Origin of the sequence: Bradyrhizobium sp. 191, assembly GCF_023100985.1 — a bacterium.
Taxonomy (GTDB): Bacteria; Pseudomonadota; Alphaproteobacteria; order Rhizobiales; family Xanthobacteraceae; genus Bradyrhizobium; species Bradyrhizobium diversitatis.
On the sequence record NZ_CP064692.1, the window covers coordinates 2,227,665 to 2,248,924 of the forward strand.

Sequence of the window (21,260 nt, forward strand, 5' to 3'; positions counted from 1 at the left end):
GATGAGCGCGATCCTCACGATCACGCCCAATCCGGCGGTCGACGTGTCGACAACAGTGGACAGGATCGTTCCTGTCGCCAAGCTGCGCGGCATCGGGCAGCGCCGCGATCCCGGCGGCGGCGGCATCAACGTTGCGCGCGTGGTCAAGCGCCTCGGCGGCAATGCCACCGCGCTCTATCCAGTGGGCGGCCTCACGGGAGACCTGCTGCGTCAATTGCTGGACAAGGAGGGCGTCGAAAGCCTGACCTTTCCGATCGTGGGCGAGACCCGACAAGACTTCTTCGTCCGCGAGATCGGCACGGGCCAGCCCTATCGATTCATCCTGCCAGGGCCGCCTCTTGCAGAGCACGAATGGCAGAGATGCCTTGCCCTGCTGTCGGCGCTGCAGCCGTTTCCCAGCTTCGTGGTTGCCAGCGGAAGCCTGCCGGCAGGCGTGCCCGACGACTTCTATGCAAGGGTCGCAAGGATCGTCAAGCAGCGCGGCGCCAAGATGATCCTTGATACCTCCGGTCAGGCCCTTGTTGCTGCGGTGGCGGAAGGAGTCGAACTGGTCAAGCCGAACCTGCGGGAGATGCGCGAGCTGGTCGGCCACGAGCCGTCCGATTCCGCCGAATGGGAAGCCGCCGCCGGAACGCTGGTACGCAGCGGCAAAGCGGCGATGGTCGCCCTCACGATGGGACATCTCGGCGCCGCGCTGGTGACGAGCGACCGCGTGTGGCGCGCCAAACCTCTGGCGATCGTGCCCGTCGGCGCCGTCGGCGCAGGTGACAGTTTTCTCGGCGCGCTGGTTTACGGTTTGGCATCCGGAGCCAGCCTCGAACACTGCTTTCGACAGGCGGTCGCTGCCGGCGCCGCCGCCCTGCTCAATCCCGGCACAGAACTCTGCCGGCCCGACGACGTCAAACGCCTCGCCGAGCAGGTCATTCTCTCTACGGCAATCTGACCGAGCCGGTCGGAAGCGCCGGGGGCTCTGCCTGCTGCGGCGGCGTTTCCCGGTTGAGGCGGTCGAGCGACAGCAGAAGACCGCCGACCCGTTCCAGCGACGACCTCCAATCGGCGATACGCGCGTAATTGTCGACAACCCAGTTGAACGAGGCCTGCACCAGAGTGAAGGCCGCGGCGGCTTGCGTGAGCTCGCCCAGCGTCATGGCTCCGGAAAGAAATTTCGGCGCGCAAAGCACCAGGCCGATGATCGGCGCCAGAAGCGTGTTTCCATGTGACACGATCGTCGTCCGCATCAGTTGCCAGCACAGGCGGCGCCATTGATCGATGGTGGCCCCGAGCGCACCGCGAACGTCACGGCAGACTTCCGACCGTCGGTCTCGCGGCGCGGCACCCTCCCCGATATCGCGGAGCTCATGAGCCGCCGTGATCAACTCCGCCTCGGCCTGGTTCTTGATCTGAACCAGCCGGGTCAGGGGCGCCCCGACCAGCGTCATCGCGGTCGTCACGATGCCGGAATAGAGCGCGACACCGATGACCAGGTAGCCCGGGATCCGGATGGAATGACTTCCCACAGGGAGCGCGATGTCGCCACCGACGGTCCAGAGAATCTGGATGAAAATGACCGCGCTGAGCAGCGCGGATACGAGCCCGAGCGCAAGGTCGATCGGAGCATCCGTAGCGATCCTGACGTCCTCGGCGATCCGGTATTCGGGAATCTGCTGCTCGCTCTGCACCGCCGCGAGGCGGGCATAACGGTCATCCTCGACCCAATAGTCGATCACTTTCCCGGTCAGCCATTCCCGCCACTTTCTTTGCACGGTCATGCGGCCCCAGACCGACGTGACGGCGAGCGTGACGCTGCCGAGGCACAGAGGGACGAGCAGGAACGCCTGCCCTCTCAGCCGCGCAGGATCGCGGCTCTCCAGCGCATCGAAGAAGTCGCGATTCCAGTAGTTGAAGCGAAATTGCACGTAGAGCTGAAGGACGACGACGGTCACCAACAGCACGCATAGCATCCATACGCGCCAGGCCGATGCTCCCCGCCAGAAGCCGGAGGCGCTCTGCCAAAATCGCGACTTCGCCCGCGAAGAGCCGTTCTGGTCCGGTTCGATCATCATCGACGTTCACAGCTAAAGCGGGCATGAGCTGCGCACTTGATCTTTCGCAAACCGACGGCGCGGAGATGCGCCAAAGTCGTCGCCATTCAGACCCATTTTGCAGCGCGGGAGAATGCGCGATGGACGCATCGAGCTACATTCGCTGGTTCGGGGACATACGTCTCGCCGACGTGCCGCTGGTCGGAGGCAAGACCGCATCCCTGGGCGAATTGTATTCGGCGCTGACGCCCGAGGGCGTCAAAGTCCCGAACGGCTTTGCGCTGACCGCGGCCGCATATCGGGACGCCCTGACCGAGGCGGGCGCATGGGACAAGCTCGGCCGGCTCCTCGCCGGCGTCGACAAGCGGCGGATCGCCGATCTTGCCCGCCGCGCCGCCGCCGCGCGCGCGATCGTCTACGCGGCGACCGACCGGGAGGATCTGCGCGATCAGGTCAGGCAGGCGTATCGGCAGCTGGAGCAGGAATACGGACGCAACGTCGCGGTCGCGGTTCGCAGCTCGGCCACGGCCGAGGACCTTCCGACCGCGAGCTTTGCCGGTCAGCACGACAGCTTTCTCAACATCCGGGGCGCGGACGGACTGATGGAGGCCTGCCGCCGCTGCTTTGCTTCACTGTTCACGGACCGTGCGATCTCCTATCGGATCGACAATGGCTTCGATCACTTCAAGGTCGCGCTGTCGGTTGCCGTGATGAAGATGGTCCGCTCGGATCTTGCGGCAAGCGGCGTCACCTTCACGCTCGATACCGAGACCGGCTTTCGCGACGTCGTATTCGTGACCGGGGTCTACGGGCTCGGCGAGAATATCGTGCAGGGCGTCGTCGACCCCGATGAATTCTACGTTCACAAGCCGACCTTCAACGCTGGCTTCCGCGCGGTTCTGTCGCGCCGCCTGGGATCCAAGGCAAAGCGGATGGTCTACGGCCGCGGGCACAACACGACCCGGAACGAGGCAACGCCGGCAAATGCGCGCCGGCAATTCTGCATCAATGACGACGAAGTCCTGACGCTGGCCGAATGCGCGATGCTCGTCGAGAAGCATTACTCGCAAAAGTCAGGCAAGCCGACCCCGATGGACGTGGAATGGGCCAAGGACGGCAAGGACGGCGCGCTCTACATCATCCAGGCCCGGCCCGAGACGGTCGCCTCGCGGCGGAAGCCGGAGGCACTCGAGAGCTATGTCCTGAAATCGTCCGGGACGGCGCTGGCCGAAGGCCGTGCCGTCGGGGAAAAGATCGCGGCCGGGCGCATCCGATTGATCAGGAACGAGCGGGATCTCCAGAAATTCCGTCCGGGCGAGGTGCTTGTCGCGACGGCCACGCGCCCGGACTGGGAGCCCGTCATGAAGCTCGCCGCCGCGATCGTGACCGATCATGGCGGCCGCACCTGCCATGCCGCCATCATCGCACGCGAGCTCGGGGTGCCCGCGGTGGTCGGAACGGGCGGTTTCAGCAAGAGGGCGAAGACCGGCACGGCTGTGACGGTGTCCTGCGCGGAAGGTGACATCGGTCACGTCTTCGAGGGCACCCTGCCCTACGACGTCGAACGGACCGCGACCGAAAGCGTGCAGAAGCCGCGCACCGAAATCATGGGGAACCTCGGCAATCCCGAGGTCGCGTTCAAGACCGCATCCCTGCCGAGCGATGGCATTGGCCTCGCCCGGATGGAATTCATCATCAACCAGCATATCGGAATCCATCCGATGGCGCTCGCCTGCCCCGACAAGGTGACCTCGGTGCGGGACCGGCGCAAGATCAAGCTGCTGACCGCACGCCACAAGCAACCGTCGGAGTTCTTTGTCGAGCGGCTTTCGGAGGGCGTCGGCACCATCGCCGCCGCGTTCTATCCCCGGCCGGTGATCGTGCGCCTGTCCGATTTCAAGACCAATGAATATGCGAACCTTCTCGGCGGCGCCGATTTCGAGCCTCGCGAGGAGAACCCGATGCTCGGCTTTCGAGGCGCCGCGCGCTACGCGCATCCCGCCTATGCGCAAGGATTTGCGCTGGAATGCGCTGCATTGAAGCGGGTGCGCGAGGCGATGGGCCTCACCAATCTCAAAATCATGGTTCCGTTCTGCCGGCGTGTCGAGGAAGCGCGCAAGGTCATTGCAGCCATGGCAACTCATGGCCTCAAGCGGGCTGAGAACGGCCTGGAGATATTCATGATGTGCGAGATCCCGAACAACGTCATCCTGATCGACCAGTTTGCGCAATTGTTCGACGGTTTCTCCATCGGCTCCAATGATCTCACCCAGCTGACGCTCGGCGTCGACCGCGACTCCGAGATCGTCGCCTTCGACTTCGACGAGCGTGATCCCGGCATGCTGCAAATGCTGTCGATGGCCGTGCTTGGCGCCAAGCGCAACCGGCGCCACGTCGGCATCTGCGGCGAGGCTCCCGCCAACTATCCGGAAATCGCGAGATATCTGGCTGAGCTCGGGATCGACTCGATCAGCGTGAATCCGTCGAGCGTGTTGCGGACCATCGAGATCGTCCGCACTGCGGAGCGCGACAGTGGGGAAGGCCGGCGGGCTGCGGGCTAGAGTGCGATGAGTTTAGGACGAGCCGTCACTCCTGCGATGTACGCCAAGCGCCTGACGCACCTCATCGTCCTCGAGGGCATCCCTGATCGCGCGGTCGGCCGGCCTGGTCTCCAGGACCGGTGCGTCGCGCTCAGGTGCGGGCACCTCCGCCTTTCGCTTCGCCCCGCTCTTCTGGCCATCCTTGTCCATTGCACACTCTCCTGGGACGTGGACGTCAGAGCCTTTTCCGCTCCGATGGAATCGGAACGGGGCTCTAGACTCTTGTTTTGACGCGTTTTCCTGACGCGAACCGGTATCCACTTCGCTCGAAAACGCTCTAGTGCGACATCAGCAGGCAGACCGGAGCGTGCCGCAGAAGGCTCTGCGTCATGCCGCCGAAGACCCACTCGCCCAACCGGCTGTGCCCGTAGCCTCCGGTCACGATGAGGTCGGCGCCGACATCGGCGGCCAGCCGAACGAGGTAGCCCGCGTCGGGCTCCGCCGTATGCACGCGCACCTCGTGCTGGCAGCTCACGCCGTGACGCTGAAGATATCTGGTCACGTCCCGCACCCGGTCTCGCGCCGCATCCTGCTCGCTCGACGTGCAGATTTCGGCGACCGTGACCTGCGAAGCGCGGGTCAGAAACGGCAGCGCGTCCCGAACGGCCAGGCGCGACTCCCGGGCATCCTTCCAGCCGGCCACGATCCGATCGCCCGAAAATCGGGTGACGCCGTCCGGCACCGACAGGATCGGACGGCCCAGCCGCAACATCGCTCCCGCCGCATCGAGGTGGCGGGAGTAATTCGGCTTCAGCTGGCTGCGCCGCACCACGACGAGGTCCGCCGCCCTGGACTGCTCGACCAGGAACTCGGTCGGAAAGCCGATCGTCCAGCGCCATTCCACCTTTTCATTCGGCAGGCGAACGATGCGCCTGAACCACGCCTCCTTGTCCGACAGCGTTGCGCGTATGCGCTCGAGATCCTCCGCACTCGTCTGTTCGATGATCACGCCTTCGGCTACGAACGATGGATCGATTGCGATGGCCGAGACGCCGAGCAAGGCGGCTTCAAAGCCGTTCGCGACCGCTTCGGCGACGGCGATCTGGCCTTCGTCCTGCTGCTCGGAATCGACGTAGACCATGACGCTGGCAAGAGAGCTGGCAAGAGACATGTCATTGCTCCATTACTCGAATGGGACTCTTATCTCGCGTTTCCCGATCGTCCCGTTGACGCAAATCAAGCGGTTCGGTCGCGCTCCTTGATCCCGAACAATCCGGCTGGCCCGGCGGCAAGATGCCGAAAACCAGCTCCCGCTCGAGGAGCGTCAGATCAAGCGTGTGCCGATCATCGCGTGCTCCGGCTCCGAGGCGACCTTGATGGCGATCAAGAGGCGCGCACTCGCCACAGCGTCGCGGCAAGCAGGAGATAGGCGGCGCAAGTCCATATCGCCTGCCAGTTCGCCGGCCCTTCGTTGAATCCTACGTAGACCGCCGCTCCGACAAACACGCCCGCAAACAACGTCTCCGCCACAGGACGGCTTCCCTTCCCGGGCGGATTGAGCAGCGTCACGGCCGCGAGAGGTAACGCCGCCATGGTGAGAGCCGCAAAAGGAAAGTCGATAAAGCGCGGGTCGAACACAAGCCCGAGCGCAGTGGCCGTACCGATCACGGCCGTTCCGATCAGGGCCAACCCGTGCATGGTCACGAGCATCGATTCCGTCCGATAGCCTTTGGGGCCGAGCAATTCCTGACAACTGGGCAGTGGGCGCCCCGATATCAGGGCGTTGGCGCCGAGCACCGGCGAAACCGTGGCGGCCACCAGCAGAGAGCTCCACAGGAGCCAGCCACCCATTCCGATACTTTCAAAGAACACCTTCTGGGCGGCCACGCCAAACAGGATTCCGGCTGTCGTCGCCGATATTGCGACCCCAAACCATGAAGCCAGGCCAGCGCGCCCGGGCTTGCGACGCGAGGTCAACCACGCCGCGCCGAAGACCAGCGTCGCTAGCGCAATTCCACTGCACATTTGCAGCTTCCAGAGCGGAAAGTTGCTGACGGGGATGCCGGCAGGATATTTGAGCACGCGCTCCTCGCCTCCGAACAGTCCCCATGATCCGCCGACCGTGCCCTCGATCTCCCGCTTCCAGGATTCGTCATAGGCCTCGAACAGGTTGACGCGGAAATGCTCGCGTCGGGCAAGGTCGAGGACCTCCGAGACCACCCGAGCCTGATTGACAGGGGACGGCAACGCCGATTCCCGCATCCGTCCCTGGCTCGGCCAACCTATCTCTCCGATCAGGATTTCCTTGCCCGGAAAAGCCGCCGCGACCTGTCGGCGTATTGCGTCGGCGTGCGCAACAGCGGATTCCGCCGGGATCGGCACGTTCTCCCAATAGGGCAGGATATGAATCGTGACGAAATCGACGACGTCATAGAGCTCACGATTGCTCAGCCAGAATTCCCAGACGTCGGCATAGGTCACGGGGACACTGACCTGCGCCTTGACCGAGCGGATCGTGTCGGCGAGATCGGATACAGTTATGTCCTTGCGCAGCAGCGTCTCGTTTCCGACCACGAGCGCGATCACGGTCTCGGGATATTCCCTGGCGAGGCGTATCGCCGTCGAAATCTGCGTTTGGTTCTTCTGCTTGTCCCTGTCGAGGAAAATGCCCTGGATGACCTTCAGCCCCGCTCTGGCCGCAAGTTCGGGGATCTGGTCGAGACCAAGATCGTTCGCATAGGTACGGATGCAGTCGGTTATCTCCGCCAGTTGAGCAAGATCCTCCGCGATCTGCTCACGCGATACCTGCGTCGCAGGCGAAAGCGACGTCTGATGGTTGCGGAATGGAGCGTATGAGATGCACTGGACCTTGTCGTTCGGATCGATGGGCGCGCGCACCAGATGGACTGGAGTCCCCAACCACCACCACACGACGGCGATGGCGCCCAGCGATATCAGGAAGAGCGCGAGCGAAACGCGAACAGCATCCCGCGGTCTTCCGGCAGGCGCGACGTGACTGGCTTCCCCGCTTGGCGAGAGCAACAGCCTGGAGAACCAGCTTGCTTTTCGAGGATAGACCAACTGATCACACGTGCAGTGCCGCTTTTCACCTGCCGCGATGTCGCGGACGCGCCACATTGTTTCAGTTGCGCGCCTGCAATCGCGACTGCATGAGAAGCAAGGGGATCATGCAATTGAACTTGTTCGACGGTCGCTCCTGAAGGAATTATAGGATCGCTCGCGTTTCCACAAGCCGGTTGGTTCAGGGCCAATTCCGGTGCGGCGAACGTACGGCCCGTAGTGGATGGGCCCGTACGGTGCATGGTAAGGTCCCGCAGGATAGAAGACCGGGGCCGGATAATATGGATATGGGCCCCAATAAGGCGCGCCCGTCATCTCAGCGAGATCGTGATGTGGCTGAGATTGGCGGCGAATTCCACCCCAGCCTTGGGTCCCTGCAGCACCATCGTGACGCCCTTGTCGTTCCGGAGATGGACGCCATTGACGCCGCCGACCAGAGCGGCGCCGCCACCGACAGAACTGTAAGTGCCGGCGAAGTCGCCGATGTGGCGAATTCCTGACGCCCGGCCATCGAGCCGACCGACCGTCGCGCCAGCGGTGATGCCCAGGCTGACGCCAGTGATGCGGAACGGATAGTTGCGGCCACGATAGGTCAGAACGCCGCTGCCGGCACCACCCCCGACCAGCAGGCCCGCTTTCACGATCTTGACCCGCACCTCGCCGGATGCCTGGGCAAGCGAAGGCGTCACCGGCACTGAAACTGCCAGCAGCGCCAGCGCCGCCAGGCGAATGACGAACGCCTGCCGTGCAGGGCGCATGTGGTCAAGGCTTCGCAGCATCGACTTTCTTCCAGGTCTGGTCGGGATCGAACAGCGTGGTGCGCTGCGCGACGGACTCCGTCCGCCTGCCGAGGTCCTTCTGGTAGACGGTGCCGGCGTGATTGACCAGGAAGGTCATGACGCCGGAATTTCCATACTCTGCGGGCCAGGCGATCAACGCGAAGCCACCGATCATCTTGCCCTTGACCACGTAGTTGAGCGCGCCGCCCGGCGCATCAGACCCCTGCCCTTTGAGGATGCGGAAGTAATAGCCGTGATACGGAGCCGGCCTGTCACCAGCCTTGTAGCCTTCGGCCGAGGCCTGTGCCGCCAGCGCGCCGAGCGGGCTTGGGTCGCTGTCGTCCCACCAGAACAAACCATCCTTCTTGCCGGCCGTGGAGACAATGCGTTGCGCGTAGACGCCTGCGCCCTCGCCGCGATCCTTGTCGGCATATTCGTTCTGGGCATCGACATAGGCGAGACAAGTCTGGATCGCATCGAGCTCGTTGCGGCCGATACGGCGACGAAGCACCTCGATGCGCCCCTCGTCGGTGTCGAACTCCCAGCCCGTTCTGGTGTTGACGAGCGGAATCGGGAACGGGAAGTCCTCGGATCCGAGCATCAGCGTGGCCTTCTTGTTGCCCTCCGCCTTGATCGCATGCTTGGAGTCATACATGGAGACGAAGCGTGCACGGATATCGGCATCGGCGACCTCGTCTCCGGACGAGACGATGTCGGCCGCCGATCTGCCGAGGACCTTCAGGATCTCACGCGGTCCGCTCTTGACCGCGGCAGCGAGCGCGGACCCCGCCTCCTCAGGCGTCCGGTAGGACTGCTGTGCCAGGCTCGCGGTGCACATCAGCGCGAGCGCCATGACGCTCGGCAAAGCGGCGCGACGACATGATTTCAGACCGATCATGGCGTCACCTCCGCCGGGATCGTCGCGCCGGCGGCGAGCCAGTCGCGGTAGGTGCGGAATTTCAGGCCGAGCCTCTTGTAATGGACCCGCAGATACCCGTCGCTGCCGCGCATGACGGCGTTCGGCATGATTTGCGCGACCTCCTGCGCCATGACGCCGACATAGGCCTTGTCGCTGCCGATATAGCTGAAGCGATAGTAGCCGAGCCCATTGCCGAGATGGCCGAGCAGGACGACATCATGCTTCAGCGCGACATCGGAGCGCCGGCCGCCGCCACCGCGGCCTCCGCCTCCGCCGCGGAAGCCGCCGCCACCTCCCATCGACATTCCGCCGCCACCGCGGCCGGCCATGCTCGGTCCGCCTCCGCCGCGTGGCATGCTCGCCATGCTGGATCGACCGCGCGCCGACGCCGCGGCCGCCGATCGCCCGGACGAGACGTTCATCGCGCCGCCACGATTGCCACCACCGCCGCGGCTTGCCGCACCGCCACCGGCGCGGTTTGCCGCCTTGGCGCGATCGCCGCCACCCTTGGCACGATCGCCGGCACCTTTGGCACGATCGCTTGCGCCCACGCGATCGCCGCCGCCCGGACGATCTCGCGTACCGGCCCCGGCGCGATCCCCTGCTCCCTGACGATCGCCGCGATCGCCCGCACGGTCACCCGCGCGATCTCCAGCACCCTGACTGGGACGCAGCACCTGACTGCCATCGCGGCCGCGGAAATCCATCCGGTCCGACGCGCCGGCCTTGATATTGTTGTTGCCGAAACGCTGCGACACGTTGGCATTGTTGTAGCGCACGCCCTGACGATGTGTCGGATTGTGCTGCCAGCCGGCGTTGATGTTGGTGGCCCGGTGATTGACGTAGACGTTGCGGTTGCCCCAATTGCAGCCGCCGCCCCAATAATTGCCCCAGCGTCCGATCGCCCAGGCCGTACCGAACGCGAGACCCGTGGCGATCACGCCGGCGCCGATATACGACGGATATCCGAAGTAATAGGGAGGATATTCTGCGTAAGGCCACGATCCGTAGACCGTTGCCGGATCATAATAGGGAACATAGATCGCTTCCGGATCCGCCGACTGAATCACGACGACCTGCTTGTTGTCCTGGGTCTGAACGCTGACCTTCTGCTGCTTCGTCGTAACAAGCTTCTTGTTGTCATAGGCCTTGGTGCGCAGGCGCTGGATCGCGTCCATCACGTCCGGCTGCTGGGCAAGAAACGCATCGCCCAGATTCTTGGTCCAATCGATCTTGTCGCTCATCATGGCGAGAACATCCGCCGTACTCGCGAGCGCCTTGACACTGTCGTCCCAGGACTGCTTGTCGACCTCGGTCTTCAATGCATCGCCCTTCAGTGACTTGCGCTCCTTGAGCCATCGGTCTGCCTGCACCACCTCCAGTGGGTAGGTGGAGGCGGCCAGCACGTTTGCGAGCAGATCGTCCGGGTAAAGAGCGATCGGTGCCACGAGCGCCTCGAGCTGCTCAGGCTTCAGCAGTTCCGCAGACGGCGCGGCCGGGCTCGCCGGCTGCATCGCCGGGGCCGCTGGCTTGTCGGACGTCTGCGCGAACGTTGCGACGGGTGTCGCCATGAACAGCATGAGCGCAATCAGGGTCTTGCCGCTACGAAACATCGCATCCTCCATCGTCGAGGCAAGTGTCAGCATCGGTGCGCCAAGCCGACCTTCGTTGACAAAGATCAAAGAAACCTCGCGCATGCGATTTGCTGCGATGCGCCCGTCGACAGTTCAGCGACAGACGGTCAATGCGCGATGGGCAGCAGGATCGTGAACAGCGCACCGCGCGATAGCTGGTTCTCGGCAGCGATCTTGCCGCCGTGGGCTTCAACGATGGTCCTGACGATGGCAAGGCCCATGCCCATGCCTTGCGGCTTGGTGCTGAAGAACGGGTTGAAGATGTTCTTCAGGTCTGCGGGAGCAATTCCCGGCCCGCTGTCGCCGATCCGGATCTCCGCAAACGCATCGGACTGGGCCGTCGCCACATTGATCTCCCGCTCCGTCGCACCGGCCTGCGAGATCGCGTCGATCGCGTTGATGATCAGGTTGAGAATGACCTGCTGAAGCTGAATGGGATCGCCCTTGACCCGCAGCACGCTAGTGGATGGCGCAAATTTCAGGGCAATTCGGCGCCCATCGCTGACAGCGGACAACAGCCTGATTGCCTCCCCCACCGTGTCGTTGAGGTCGATATTGGCGATCTCGAACGGCGTCTTCTTCAGGATGCTGCGCAGCCTGCGGATCACCTCGCTGGCCCGCTGGTCGTCGCGCCGGATATCGGCGAGAATTTCTCCGATTTCCACCAGATTGGGCGACTCGCTCTTCAGCATCAGCTCCGCCGTCTCGGTGTTCGTCAGGATCGACCCCAACGGCTGATTCAGCTCGTGGGCAATCGACGTGGTCAGCTCGCCTGCCGCCGCGTACCGGTTGACGTGGGCCAGCTCCGCAAGACGCTGCCGGGACTCGACCTCGGCCACGAGCCGCCGGCGCCGCTCGTAAAGCAGGCCGCCGATCAGGCCCGCCTGGATCAGGATGACGGCGGCGAGCATTGCGATCTGCCAGCGGTACGTCTCCCAAAGGCCCGCCTGCCGAAACAGAACTTCGCTTCCGACGGGCAGATCGCTCTCGTTGATGCCCCAGCGCTGCATCTCACGCCAATCATACTTCGGAGGTCCAAACTGGAGGGGCTCGAACCTCATCGTGCTGGGTCTCTCGCCGGCCAGGATGCGAATCACAGCTTCGACCGTCTTCTTGCTCGTGTCCCCGATCGAATGCATCGGGCCGCCGACCGTATAGCCGTTGAAAAACGGCTCCTGGTAGGAAAATATCGGAGCATTGGCGACGGCACGAAGACTGCGCAGGGCAAGATCGCTTTCATGGACAATGCCGGCCCCGTCGACCGACATCAAGCCCCAGAACAGAACCGTGTGCGGCGGAAGCACCGATGCTCTCTTCAGAATCTCGTCGAACGACAGTTCATTGTACCAGACGAAGGCCACGCGCCCCTCGAAGGGGGTCGCCTCGCGCTTGATCTCGTCGAGCCAGAACTTTTCCAGGCGAGAGGCGCCGATCACGACAGCGATCGTCTTCGTCTCCGGCAGGACCTTGAGGATACCGTGGAAGGCAGCCGTGAAGTTGTTCTGGACGGAGACCACGGTGTCGTTGTCGGTCAAGTCCGCGCGGTTCACCAGCCGCTCTTCGACCACGGTCAGGACCATCGGCGTATCGGGAAAAAGCTGATCGCGATATTTCTGGGCAAACCGTGCGGCCGGCGCCCCGATGCTAACAACAACATCAGGGGGTACGCCCGCGTAGAGGGAGCGGAGATAGTTGACGAACGGCTCTTCCGGCCCGGGATTGTTGAACCGTGCCGTCAGCAGGGTATGCTCCTGGACGTCGAGCGGCCACTGCGCCTGCTGCTCCAGCACGGCCTTGATGCTTAGCGCATACTCGCTCCATGGGCGAAAGTCTCGCCCGAAGGAATGCAGCAACAAGATCCGTTTGGGCGCGCTGCGATCGGCACCCATCGCCGGCGCGACGACGACGACCAGAAAGGCGACCAGGCAAGCGGCGAGACACGCGGCCCGGCCGGACGAGGCGCCTGCAGCACTGGGGACACGTCCGCTCATGCTCTCTTTCGGCGGCCACAATGATCGAACGGCTCTCATCAAAGCACAATCCGAGCACGGCCGCACGGAAGAAGCGTCTCGCCCTGGCGGGTCTTGTCAGCAGCGCGTCACGACCCGGCCATAGGCATCGACGACCTGCACGCAGGACGAACCGTAGTAGGCACCGGCAGCAACTCCCGCCGCTCCTACGGCGACCGCGCGGCGTGTGGTTCTCCGGGCAACACCGGCATAGCTCATGGGAGTCAAGGGGCGCCCGACCCTCGCCTGGGCCTCGGCAAAGAACCTTCCTTCGATGAGGCCATTTGTTTCATTCGAGGACAATCCGGCGCTGAAGGCGGTTACCCCTGCGGCAAACAGGATGACTTTTCGAAGCGCGATCATTTCTTTGCTCCTGTCGGCGTACCAGGGGGAAGCTCGTCGAACTCTGCGATTGCGGCACCCTCAAGATCGACCTTGGTGGCGCCCGCCGGCGCAACGAATGCGAAGACATCTGCGTTCAAAGCGTCAGTCTTCCAATCCTTGATCCGGAGCGTGTATTGCGGCGCCCCGGCGAGTGTTTTGCTGGTGATGACGTATTTGTGCGGCACGGGCTTGGCCCCGGCCTCGATCCAGATCTGCCAGTCCGTATCCGGCGTGCGGAACGTAAGATGCTCGCACTCGACGCCATCGACGACACCCTGCCCGATATGCTTGCCCTCGATGACGGTGGCCATCAATTCGTCGAACGCATTGGAGAGCAGCAGGTCGGCGCCCGGCATCCCGGTGCCGGAACGCGCCTGAAGCGCGTCGATCATCTTGTCGATGGTCCCGGGCGCGTCCGCCTGGACATAGCTCTTGGCATTGTTGCCATAGATCGAAATCAGCTTGCCGTCATAGACCAGCTCAACATCGGCATAGCCGCCGGTGCGTCTGACCCGGAGCTTGTCCGGGCGACTCATCTTGATCTCGCCGGAGCTCGCGAACTGGATCTTCTGCAGTTCGGGCGTGATGATCTCGATGTCGCTATCGAAGGACGCGGACATTGTCTTCTGGCCGGCCAGATAGTCCGTCATCGATTTCAGGATCTTGGCTGGATCATCGGCATGCGCGGACGAGGTCGCCGCCAGCAGCAGAGCCGTGCCCATGCCAGGCAATATCTTACGAAGGGTTGTTGATCTCATCGCGTATCCTCCTCGGATGAAGGCCATTGAGATGCGCCGCCCGCTTGCTTGCTTGACATGAGTCAATGCTCCCGAAACTTGTCGTCAGGGCGCCGGGCACCTGTGATAGCGGATCTCCATGTCCTCAATACCCGGGAACAGCCGGATGAGGCTGTTTGCATCCAGCTCCTTCAGGCTGAACTGGACGCTGGAGAGCATCATGTCGGTCGCGCAGGCCGCAACCAGATTGACGGTGGGACCTGCGTCTTTCCTCGCCCTGATCCGGCAGCGCGCGAATTTTCCGATGATCTGATCTCCGTCGATGATGAAGCCGCCGCCATAGACGTCAGACATGTCGGTGAAACCGAGCTGGGCCCCCTTACGCACGAACACCTTGTCGCAATTGTCGGCATCGCTGACCCAGGCGCCGTTGAGATCGAGCGCGTTGGCGCCGACGGCCGTAACGACAAGCGAAATCAGTGCCGCACCTGGCCCGACCATTCTCCGCAAACCCATCTGCTCCCTCCTCCTCTGTCGTTCAATGCCCGCCACTCAGCACGAGCGTCTGGATCGGCAGCAACAGCGCCTGGATCCGCAGCAGCAGCGCATGCACGAGGCCGACGCCATCCACGACATGCAGCGCGATCTTCCGGCTGGTCGGGGTGTCCTTGGCCGAGATCTCTTCGTGGTTGCTGGTGTAGGCGTTGACGATGCAGCTCGAGCCCGGTGTGACACCGTCGAGGCCCCCCTTGTAGAGCGGCTCCAGGTACACCAGGATCGTGCCGGGGCGGACGGCATTCTGCGGATCGATGAGCTGCTCGCCGGAGCGAAACTGTCCGGCGGCGATATAGTCCTGCACCGTCGTGATCACCATCGGAATGATCACCCATGGCTTGGATATGCAGGTCGCTTCCGCGACCATGCCCTCCTTCATGACCTGCGCCTCGATCTGGCCGAAACCGGCCTGGAGCGCCTTGCGGCCCGCACCCTCCGGAACGAGAACGCCGGCCGGACGCATCAGCTGGTTGACGACGTCGCCGGGGCGAACCAGGAACTGCTCGACGCGCCCGTCGACGCCGGCGCGTACGAGGGTCTTGTCGAGATCGACCTGAGCCTGGTCGAGCGCGGCTTCGGCGCTGGCCTTTTGTGCCGGCAGCAGAGCCGAGACCTGCAAGGACGCCGACTGCTTCGCCGCGGTCGCGGCGTCGATGCCGGACTGTCGCTGATCGACCAGCACCTGGAGCTTGTCGATGTCACGCTGCGGAACGATGCCGGGATTGCGGCGCTGGAGCTCGGTCTTTACCTCGAGCTCGTCCTTGGCCTGCTGATAGTTGGCTCTCGCCTCGCCGATCTGCGCCTCGGCCTTGACCACATCGGCCTGCGCCGTCTGCATGGCGGCATCGACCTCTGCCACCTTCCGCCTGGCGGTCTCGACCGCTGCTTTCTGCTTCGAGCTGTCGAGGGTGAACAGCACATCGCCCTTCCTCACGGGCGCGCTGAAGCCGACGTTCACTTCGGCAACACGGCCCGAGCCTTCGGGCAGAATCGGCACGGTGCGGAAGTACAGCGCCGCCGACGACGTCGCCGGATGGAAATAGAAGATCATGGTGATCAGCGACACCGTCAGCATCAGGCAGGCGGTGATGCCCCAGCGCAGCTCGTACCAGACCGAGAAGAAGGTGATTTCCTTGCCGAAGCGCTTGCCCTGGGCGTAGCGCCGGTAGAGATAGTCCGGCAGGATCGTCACGAGCGAGCAGATCAGCAGCTCAAGCATGGCTGTGCTCCTTCTCCTTGGCGGGTCCCTGCCTGTCCGCCGGAGGCGGCGCGACGGCCGGCTCGGCCTGGACTTCCCCCGCATCAGAGGCCGGCGTCGCGTCGGCGATCTTCTCGACGGACCCTGCAATGCTGCGCAGCGGCGTGCCGAAATCCGGAAGGTCGACCATCGCGAGAAGCAGGCCGGCGATCCAGAAGATGTGCATGTGCGTGAACAGGGAGATCAGGCCGAGCACCGCAACGAACTCGAACTGCAATTTTTGCGATTTGTGCGCCATCCGCTCGGGCAGGCTGTGCAGTTTCCAATAGAGCGTACCGACCCAGAGCACGACCCCGATCAGGAACACGCCCATCACCACCATCAGCGTGTCGGTACCGCTGCCCGGCGCCAGATAGAACGGCAGATGATGCGGTGCCATCGGATGAAGCTGATCGCTCAAACGTCTCTCCCGGTCAAAAACTTGCAGGTGCGGTACTGTGTTCGGGTACGCCCTCGTTTGCTTGATTTGAATCAAGGGAACGCTTTCCGTCCGCCCTAGCGTTTCCGGCATGCTGATTGGACAACCATCAGGAGCCGCCAGCCATGCCCGGCCTAGACGACCTCATCCCCAACGCCGCCCAAATTCGAAAGGAAGCCGCCCTCAAGGAGGCTGAAAAGGCAGAGGAATATGTCCGCCTCGCCGCAGCCGCCGAGGCCGAGAAGCGCGCGCTGATCGAGCGCTTGAGCAAACCCTCCGGCAAGAGCGAGGAGGAGAAGATCAAGCTCGCCTCGACCGTCATCCAGCGTGCGGTGCGAAACGGCCTCACCGAAGTGCAGGTCTACCGCTTTCCCAACACGCTGTGCACGGACAAGGGACGCGCCATCAACCAGATGGAAAAAGGGTGGGAGAACACCCTGACCGGAATCCCCAAGGAGATCTTCCAGCTCTGGACCGATTATCTGAAGCCGCGCGGCTACCGCATCTCCTATCAGATCATCGATTTTCCCGGCGGCATGCCCGGCGACATCGGCGTGACCATTTCCTGGGACGATTAGCAACGGGAAGGATGGGCATGGCCAAGGACGCAGCTGCGGAGCGGATGAAGCGGAAGGATTACGAGAAGGAGCTCGAAAAGCTCCAGGTCGAGCTGTGCCACCTCCAGGACTATGTGCGGGAAAACAAGCTCCGTGTCATCATCTTGTTCGAGGGCCGGGACGCCGCCGGCAAGGGCGGCACGATCAAGGCCATGACCGAGAAGGTCAGCCCGCGCGTGTTCCGGGTCGTCGCCCTGCCCGCGCCATCCGACCGCGAGAAGACGCAGCTGTTCTTCCAGCGCTACATGGAGCGGTTTCCGGCCGGCGGCGAGATCGTGATCTTCGACCGGAGCTGGTACAACCGCGCCGGCGTCGAATACGTCATGGGCTTCTGCACTCCCGCGGATCACCAGCGCTTCCTCACGCTATGCCCCCAGATGGAGAAGTACGTCATCGACGGCGGCATCATCCTGGTCAAGATCTGGCTCGAGGTCGGCATGGACGAGCAGGAGCGGCGCTTCAAGGCCCGCATCGACGACCCGGTCCGGCAATGGAAGCTCAGTCCGATGGATCTGGAATCCTTTCGGCGGTGGTACGACTATTCGCGGGCGCGGGACCTGATGCTGAACAAGACCAGCACGAAGGAGGCGCCCTGGTACATCGTCCGCTCCGACGACAAACGTAGGGCGCGGTTGAACTGCATCGCCCACATTCTTGGCGCCATCCCCCACAAACGCATCAAGAAGGACAAGATCAGGCTGCCGAAGCGCACCGACAAGGGACGCTACAACGACCAGGCCAGCCTGAAGGGAATGAATTTCGTCGCCGAACGATATTGAAGGCGAGCGGGCTGCGGTGACGCAGCCCGTCGCCTGTTCCGATCACTTCAGACGGATCGTGACCCCGCCAACGGCAGCCGACACTTCCGCGCCGACCCTGGGGCCGCTGAGTTGAAGGATCACGCCATTGGCGTTCTGCAACTGCACGGCGCCGGCTCCTGCAGCAATGGCGCCGCCCGCTCCGCCGACTGCGTAGGAGCCTTCGATGGACGCCGGCCCCTTCAGATTGAGCGCCCGGCCGGTGAACTTCGTGGTCGATGCCCCGATGGTGAGGCCCACGCTCATGCCCGACACCGTGAATGGATATTTCTTGCCCCGGTAGAGCAGAACGCCCTCGCCGCCACCGGCGCCGACGATGAAGCCACCCTTGGTGAAGACGACCGCAACCTGGCCGGTATCGGCACGCGCCGACGTGCTGAATCCGACGATACCGGTGAGGGACGCGATCAGGGCCGCATAGACAACAGGCTTTCTCATGGTTTTCGTTTCCTCTTGGAGTTTGACGCCGGACTATTGGGCGAGCAGCATCGCGAAGTAGCCGGGCCTGCGCGTCGTATGCGCACCGAAGGTCGGTGGGACCAGCTCGGGCGCATCGCCGTCGCCCTCGTCCTTCGCATTCCAGTCGCCGGAAGGCTGGCGGAAGGATCGCGTCGCCAACGCCTGGGTGATCCGTGTCGCAAGGGCAAGCGATGTTGCCCCGTCGCCGGCCGCCGCTGCTTCGCGTAGCGCCCCCATGAGTTGCAGGCCGGGATAGCCGTGAAACTCCTCCGTGACCGAGAGATCGGCCAGCGCCGCATCGTATTTCGCGCGGTCGCCGCCGCGGGCCCACGCTTTTGCAGCATCCACCAGATCGCGCCAATCGTCAGCCCTTGCACCGGGCCCCGAAAAGAACTGATCGATGCGCTGCTGCGTGGGCTTGGCGTCATTCGACATATGTATCTCCCGATTCTTATCGGTTCGCGTGGAAGATGATGATGGACCGTGGACGGCGGGGGGCCCGCTCCTTTGATCCAAGTCAACGGTCGCGAGATATCGGAGACGCGCTGGTGACTTCTCGCTCTCCGACGCTTCGCGCTGCAGCAGAGGCTACTTGACTTGAGAGTCACCGAGGACGCTGTCGAGCGATCGCAGCCACTGCGAGCTGTCGGTCTTCTCCGCAAGCCCCTCCGCCTGCAGCAGGTCGCGCAATTGCGCATGAGCGCCAACAATGCAGAAGGCGATGCGACGAGAGGCGAGTTCGTCATGGAGATCTCGCAGCATACGCGCGCCAGCCAGATCGATGTAGGGCGATGCGGAGAGGTCGCAGGCCACCAGCCTGATGTCGGACGACTTCCGCAGCGCCTCGAGGACCACCGCCAGGATGGCTTCGGCGTTGATGTAGAGGAGCGAGGCCTCAGGACGGAACGCAATGACGCCAACGAGCGGCTCGACGCCGTCGTGCCTGGCGTTGTCGGAATAGCGGCCGGTTCCCGGGAGCCGGCCAAGGAATGCAATGTTCGGCTGCGATGCGCGGGCCAGCAGGAGGAAGATCGATGCAATCGACGCAAGCAGGACACCCTGCAGGATGCCGAGCAGCAGCACGGCCACGAGCGCAATCGCCGCAGCATAGAAGTCGAGCCTGCTGACCTTCCACATCCGCAGCAGGGCCTGAACGTCCACCAGCCGATACACTGCGGCAAAGACGATGGCGGCCAGGACGGCCTTCGGCAGATTCGTCAGAAGTCCGGTGAAGAACAGCAGGCACAGCGCCAGCGCGACCGAGCAGATCAGCAGCGCCAGTGGCGTGCGCGCGCCTGCACTGTCGTTCACAGCGGATTGCGACAGCCCGCCCGCGACGGGATAGCCGTGACCACAAGCCGCAGCGAGATTCGCGGCCCCTAACCCCAGGAATTCCTGCCGCACGTCCAGTGCGTAGCCATGTTTGGCCGCGAAGCTGCGCGCAGCGGAGACGCCCTCGATGTAGGCTAGGAGCACGCAGCCTGCGGCGAGCGGAAAGAGATCGTCAAACTGCAGGAGACCAAACGTCGGCAGAGCCAGTGTCGGCAATCCCTCGGGGATCTTTCCGGTCACCGGTACGCCGGCGGCCGGAAGGGAGAGCAGCGTGGCAGCGAGGATCGACAGCGCGACGATCGTGATGCCGACCGGCTTTCCCGGTAAAAGCCGTTCGCCGAGAAGCAAAAGCGCGAGCGCAACCGCGCCGATCGTCACGATGAGAAGGTTGGTGTCGCCGATCTGCGCTACGAGTCGCAACGCGCGATCGAAGAAATTATGCCCACCGCCCGCGACGCCGAACAGGCTTGGCAATTGGCTCATGATGATGGTGAGCCCGGCACCGGCCTTGAAGCCAACCAGTATGCTGTCGCTGACCAGGCGGACGAGGACGCTGAGCTTGAACAGCCAGCAGACGAAGCACAGGACCGCGACCGCAAAAGCCGCAAGGCTGGCGATCTGCGCGTATCGCACCGCGTCCCCGCCCGCGAGCACCCCGACCGTGGAGGCAATCATCAGTGAAATTGCCGAAGTCGGACCGATTGCGAGCTGCCGCGAGGACCCGAGCAGCGCATAGCCGATACCGCCGAGCATGTAGCCATAGATGCCGACCTGCGGCGCGAGGCCGGCGAGCGTCGCATAGGCCAGCGATACGGGAATCGCGTAGGCGGCCAGCGTTATTCCGGCCACTGCGTCCGATGCCAGCCATTCGCCACGATAGGCAACAAGCCAGCCGGAGACTGGGAAGAATCGCGACCATCCCAGGGGTCGGTCGGACGGCGAGTTCATGCGGGCACCTCGCTCCGTTCGGTTTCGCAGCGCAACAGGATGATCAGCAGAGCGGTCACGGGAATGCCTAGCGTGAGATCTGGAATGCCTTTGGTCGCAAAGGCCCCGACGGCCGCGCCCACGCCGAACGCGACGCAAAGCGCGGCGAATATGCCGGAGCGTCGCAGCGGCCCGGGCGGACCGCCACCTGACAGGGCCATGAGAACGCCTTCAATGGCCTGACGCATGTTGCCGATGATCATCACCGAGCTGTAGGTTACGCCCTCGACCTTGGTAAAAGCGGCCGTCTGCATCGCAGCAACGAACGAGATTCCGAGCGTGCCGGCGAGATCCGGCAGGCGGTTGTGCAGGACGCCGATCGTCACCAGGAGCAGGATCTCGAGGAGTGAGCTGATGGCGCTGATGCGCTGTCCGATGACGCCGCGAAGCCAGGACACCAGCAGAATGCCGACTGCAAATGCGAGAATTGGCGGCACGAAATGAAGCGCATCGTCCCAATTCCCGGCCGAACCATGGACCCATAGCAGAACGAGGTTTGCCGTTTGGGCATTCGCCATCACGCCATGGGTGATCCAGGTGTAGGCGTCGAGATAGCCGCCAACGAAAGCCAGCAGCAGCGCGATCGAAACCGTCTCGTCGCGGCGCAGCGAAAGACTGGCGGTGTTCATCAGGCTCATGTTCGTGACGTGGTTTGTCGCGGGTGTATTGGACCATCAAGAGTGGTCCCGCC

21 protein-coding genes are annotated in these 21,260 nt (G+C 63.6%); 4 read left to right on the top strand and 17 right to left on the bottom strand.

Annotation, left to right across the window (positions count from 1 at the left end; all coding sequences use genetic code 11):
- Position 1: 1 nt before the first annotated feature.
- Complete coding sequence (locus tag IVB23_RS10205) at positions 2–943, top strand: 1-phosphofructokinase family hexose kinase (protein ID WP_247803424.1); 942 nt, start codon at positions 2–4, stop codon at positions 941–943.
- Here the strand turns inward: IVB23_RS10205 and IVB23_RS10210 are convergent.
- Complete coding sequence (locus tag IVB23_RS10210; RefSeq protein ID WP_247803425.1) at positions 930–2,063, bottom strand: SbmA/BacA-like family transporter; 1,134 nt, start codon at positions 2,061–2,063, stop codon at positions 930–932. The genes IVB23_RS10205 and IVB23_RS10210 overlap by 14 nt on opposite strands.
- A gap of 119 nt (positions 2,064–2,182) precedes the next feature.
- Between IVB23_RS10210 and ppsA the strand changes: the two genes are divergently transcribed.
- On the top strand, positions 2,183–4,603 hold the full coding sequence (gene ppsA, locus IVB23_RS10215; protein ID WP_247803426.1) for a phosphoenolpyruvate synthase: 2,421 nt from the start codon (positions 2,183–2,185) through the stop codon (positions 4,601–4,603).
- Between the two features lie 12 nt (positions 4,604–4,615).
- Here ppsA and IVB23_RS10220 read toward each other — a convergent pair whose 3' ends face one another.
- From IVB23_RS10220 to IVB23_RS10275, 12 genes are all read right to left on the bottom strand, one after another.
- Positions 4,616–4,792 (bottom strand): hypothetical protein, encoded by a 177-nt coding sequence (locus IVB23_RS10220; protein ID WP_197968403.1) that lies wholly within the window; start codon positions 4,790–4,792, stop codon positions 4,616–4,618.
- Between the two features lie 127 nt (positions 4,793–4,919).
- Complete coding sequence (locus IVB23_RS10225; protein WP_247803427.1) at positions 4,920–5,753, bottom strand: universal stress protein; 834 nt, start codon at positions 5,751–5,753, stop codon at positions 4,920–4,922.
- Positions 5,754–5,965: 212 nt separating this feature from the next.
- The gene (locus IVB23_RS10230; protein ID WP_247803428.1) at positions 5,966–7,720 is read right to left on the bottom strand and encodes a beta-(1-6) glucans synthase; all 1,755 of its coding nucleotides are present in this window, start codon (positions 7,718–7,720) and stop codon (positions 5,966–5,968) included.
- 254 nt (positions 7,721–7,974) lie between these two features.
- Positions 7,975–8,442, bottom strand: a complete 468-nt coding sequence (locus tag IVB23_RS10235) for a hypothetical protein (protein ID WP_061878343.1) — start codon at positions 8,440–8,442, stop codon at positions 7,975–7,977.
- Entirely contained in the window at positions 8,426–9,340 is a 915-nt protein-coding gene (locus IVB23_RS10240; protein WP_061878344.1) for a DUF2950 domain-containing protein, read from the bottom strand. Before IVB23_RS10240 ends, IVB23_RS10235 begins: the two co-directional genes overlap by 17 nt.
- Complete coding sequence (locus IVB23_RS10245; protein WP_247804814.1) at positions 9,337–10,974, bottom strand: DUF3300 domain-containing protein; 1,638 nt, start codon at positions 10,972–10,974, stop codon at positions 9,337–9,339. The genes IVB23_RS10240 and IVB23_RS10245 overlap by 4 nt, the downstream gene beginning before the upstream one ends.
- 128 nt (positions 10,975–11,102) lie before the next feature.
- Positions 11,103–12,986, bottom strand: a complete 1,884-nt coding sequence (locus IVB23_RS10250) for an ATP-binding protein (protein WP_247803429.1) — start codon at positions 12,984–12,986, stop codon at positions 11,103–11,105.
- A gap of 96 nt (positions 12,987–13,082) precedes the next feature.
- Positions 13,083–13,367 (bottom strand): hypothetical protein, encoded by a 285-nt coding sequence (locus tag IVB23_RS10255; protein WP_061878346.1) that lies wholly within the window; start codon positions 13,365–13,367, stop codon positions 13,083–13,085.
- Entirely contained in the window at positions 13,364–14,110 is a 747-nt protein-coding gene (locus IVB23_RS10260; protein WP_247803430.1) for a DUF2092 domain-containing protein, read from the bottom strand. The genes IVB23_RS10255 and IVB23_RS10260 overlap by 4 nt, the downstream gene beginning before the upstream one ends.
- 120 nt (positions 14,111–14,230) lie before the next feature.
- On the bottom strand, positions 14,231–14,641 hold the full coding sequence (locus IVB23_RS10265) for a hypothetical protein (protein ID WP_061878347.1): 411 nt from the start codon (positions 14,639–14,641) through the stop codon (positions 14,231–14,233).
- A gap of 22 nt (positions 14,642–14,663) precedes the next feature.
- Positions 14,664–15,899: an HlyD family secretion protein gene (locus IVB23_RS10270; protein ID WP_061878348.1), complete on the bottom strand. Its 1,236-nt coding sequence runs from the start codon at positions 15,897–15,899 to the stop codon at positions 14,664–14,666.
- On the bottom strand, positions 15,892–16,317 hold the full coding sequence (locus IVB23_RS10275) for a hypothetical protein (protein ID WP_061878689.1): 426 nt from the start codon (positions 16,315–16,317) through the stop codon (positions 15,892–15,894). Before IVB23_RS10275 ends, IVB23_RS10270 begins: the two co-directional genes overlap by 8 nt.
- A gap of 164 nt (positions 16,318–16,481) precedes the next feature.
- Here IVB23_RS10275 and IVB23_RS10280 point away from each other — a divergent pair, with 164 nt between their 5' ends.
- Entirely contained in the window at positions 16,482–16,934 is a 453-nt protein-coding gene (locus tag IVB23_RS10280) for a hypothetical protein (protein ID WP_061878349.1), read from the top strand.
- A 17-nt stretch (positions 16,935–16,951) separates the two neighbouring features.
- Positions 16,952–17,752, top strand: coding sequence for a polyphosphate kinase 2 (gene ppk2, locus IVB23_RS10285; protein WP_061878690.1), 801 nt, complete (start codon positions 16,952–16,954; stop codon positions 17,750–17,752).
- 42 nt (positions 17,753–17,794) lie between these two features.
- Here the strand turns inward: ppk2 and IVB23_RS10290 are convergent, their stop codons facing one another.
- From IVB23_RS10290 to IVB23_RS10305, 4 genes are all read right to left on the bottom strand, one after another.
- Positions 17,795–18,229, bottom strand: coding sequence for a hypothetical protein (locus IVB23_RS10290; protein ID WP_061878350.1), 435 nt, complete (start codon positions 18,227–18,229; stop codon positions 17,795–17,797).
- A gap of 33 nt (positions 18,230–18,262) precedes the next feature.
- Complete coding sequence (locus IVB23_RS10295; RefSeq protein ID WP_247803431.1) at positions 18,263–18,685, bottom strand: hypothetical protein; 423 nt, start codon at positions 18,683–18,685, stop codon at positions 18,263–18,265.
- Between the two features lie 153 nt (positions 18,686–18,838).
- Positions 18,839–20,530 carry a SulP family inorganic anion transporter gene (locus IVB23_RS10300; protein ID WP_247803432.1) on the bottom strand — a complete coding sequence of 564 codons (1,692 nt, stop codon included), beginning with the start codon at positions 20,528–20,530 and terminating at the stop codon, positions 18,839–18,841.
- Positions 20,527–21,207, bottom strand: a complete 681-nt coding sequence (locus IVB23_RS10305) for a YoaK family protein (protein ID WP_247803433.1) — start codon at positions 21,205–21,207, stop codon at positions 20,527–20,529. The genes IVB23_RS10300 and IVB23_RS10305 overlap by 4 nt, the downstream gene beginning before the upstream one ends.
- Positions 21,208–21,260 lie beyond the last annotated feature (53 nt).

Coding starts and splice junctions, on each gene's coding strand:
- IVB23_RS10265 (WP_061878347.1), bottom strand. CDS start 14,641: ATGGGTTTGCGGAGAATGGTCGGGCCAGGTGCGGCACTGATTTCGCTT.
- IVB23_RS10240 (WP_061878344.1), bottom strand. CDS start 9,340: ATGATCGGTCTGAAATCATGTCGTCGCGCCGCTTTGCCGAGCGTCATG.
- IVB23_RS10260 (WP_247803430.1), bottom strand. CDS start 14,110: ATGGGCACGGCTCTGCTGCTGGCGGCGACCTCGTCCGCGCATGCCGAT.
- IVB23_RS10235 (WP_061878343.1), bottom strand. CDS start 8,442: ATGCTGCGAAGCCTTGACCACATGCGCCCTGCACGGCAGGCGTTCGTC.
- IVB23_RS10205 (WP_247803424.1), top strand. CDS start 2: ATGAGCGCGATCCTCACGATCACGCCCAATCCGGCGGTCGACGTGTCG.
- IVB23_RS10295 (WP_247803431.1), bottom strand. CDS start 18,685: ATGTCGAATGACGCCAAGCCCACGCAGCAGCGCATCGATCAGTTCTTT.
- IVB23_RS10255 (WP_061878346.1), bottom strand. CDS start 13,367: ATGATCGCGCTTCGAAAAGTCATCCTGTTTGCCGCAGGGGTAACCGCC.
- ppk2 (WP_061878690.1), top strand. CDS start 16,952: ATGGCCAAGGACGCAGCTGCGGAGCGGATGAAGCGGAAGGATTACGAG.
- IVB23_RS10280 (WP_061878349.1), top strand. CDS start 16,482: ATGCCCGGCCTAGACGACCTCATCCCCAACGCCGCCCAAATTCGAAAG.
- IVB23_RS10245 (WP_247804814.1), bottom strand. CDS start 10,974: ATGTTTCGTAGCGGCAAGACCCTGATTGCGCTCATGCTGTTCATGGCG.
- IVB23_RS10220 (WP_197968403.1), bottom strand. CDS start 4,792: ATGGACAAGGATGGCCAGAAGAGCGGGGCGAAGCGAAAGGCGGAGGTG.
- IVB23_RS10250 (WP_247803429.1), bottom strand. CDS start 12,986: ATGAGCGGACGTGTCCCCAGTGCTGCAGGCGCCTCGTCCGGCCGGGCC.
- IVB23_RS10270 (WP_061878348.1), bottom strand. CDS start 15,899: ATGCTTGAGCTGCTGATCTGCTCGCTCGTGACGATCCTGCCGGACTAT.
- IVB23_RS10275 (WP_061878689.1), bottom strand. CDS start 16,317: ATGGCACCGCATCATCTGCCGTTCTATCTGGCGCCGGGCAGCGGTACC.
- IVB23_RS10300 (WP_247803432.1), bottom strand. CDS start 20,530: ATGAACTCGCCGTCCGACCGACCCCTGGGATGGTCGCGATTCTTCCCA.
- ppsA (WP_247803426.1), top strand. CDS start 2,183: ATGGACGCATCGAGCTACATTCGCTGGTTCGGGGACATACGTCTCGCC.
- IVB23_RS10210 (WP_247803425.1), bottom strand. CDS start 2,063: ATGATGATCGAACCGGACCAGAACGGCTCTTCGCGGGCGAAGTCGCGA.
- IVB23_RS10225 (WP_247803427.1), bottom strand. CDS start 5,753: ATGTCTCTTGCCAGCTCTCTTGCCAGCGTCATGGTCTACGTCGATTCC.
- IVB23_RS10230 (WP_247803428.1), bottom strand. CDS start 7,720: ATGTGGCGCGTCCGCGACATCGCGGCAGGTGAAAAGCGGCACTGCACG.
- IVB23_RS10305 (WP_247803433.1), bottom strand. CDS start 21,207: ATGAGCCTGATGAACACCGCCAGTCTTTCGCTGCGCCGCGACGAGACG.
- IVB23_RS10290 (WP_061878350.1), bottom strand. CDS start 18,229: ATGAGAAAGCCTGTTGTCTATGCGGCCCTGATCGCGTCCCTCACCGGT.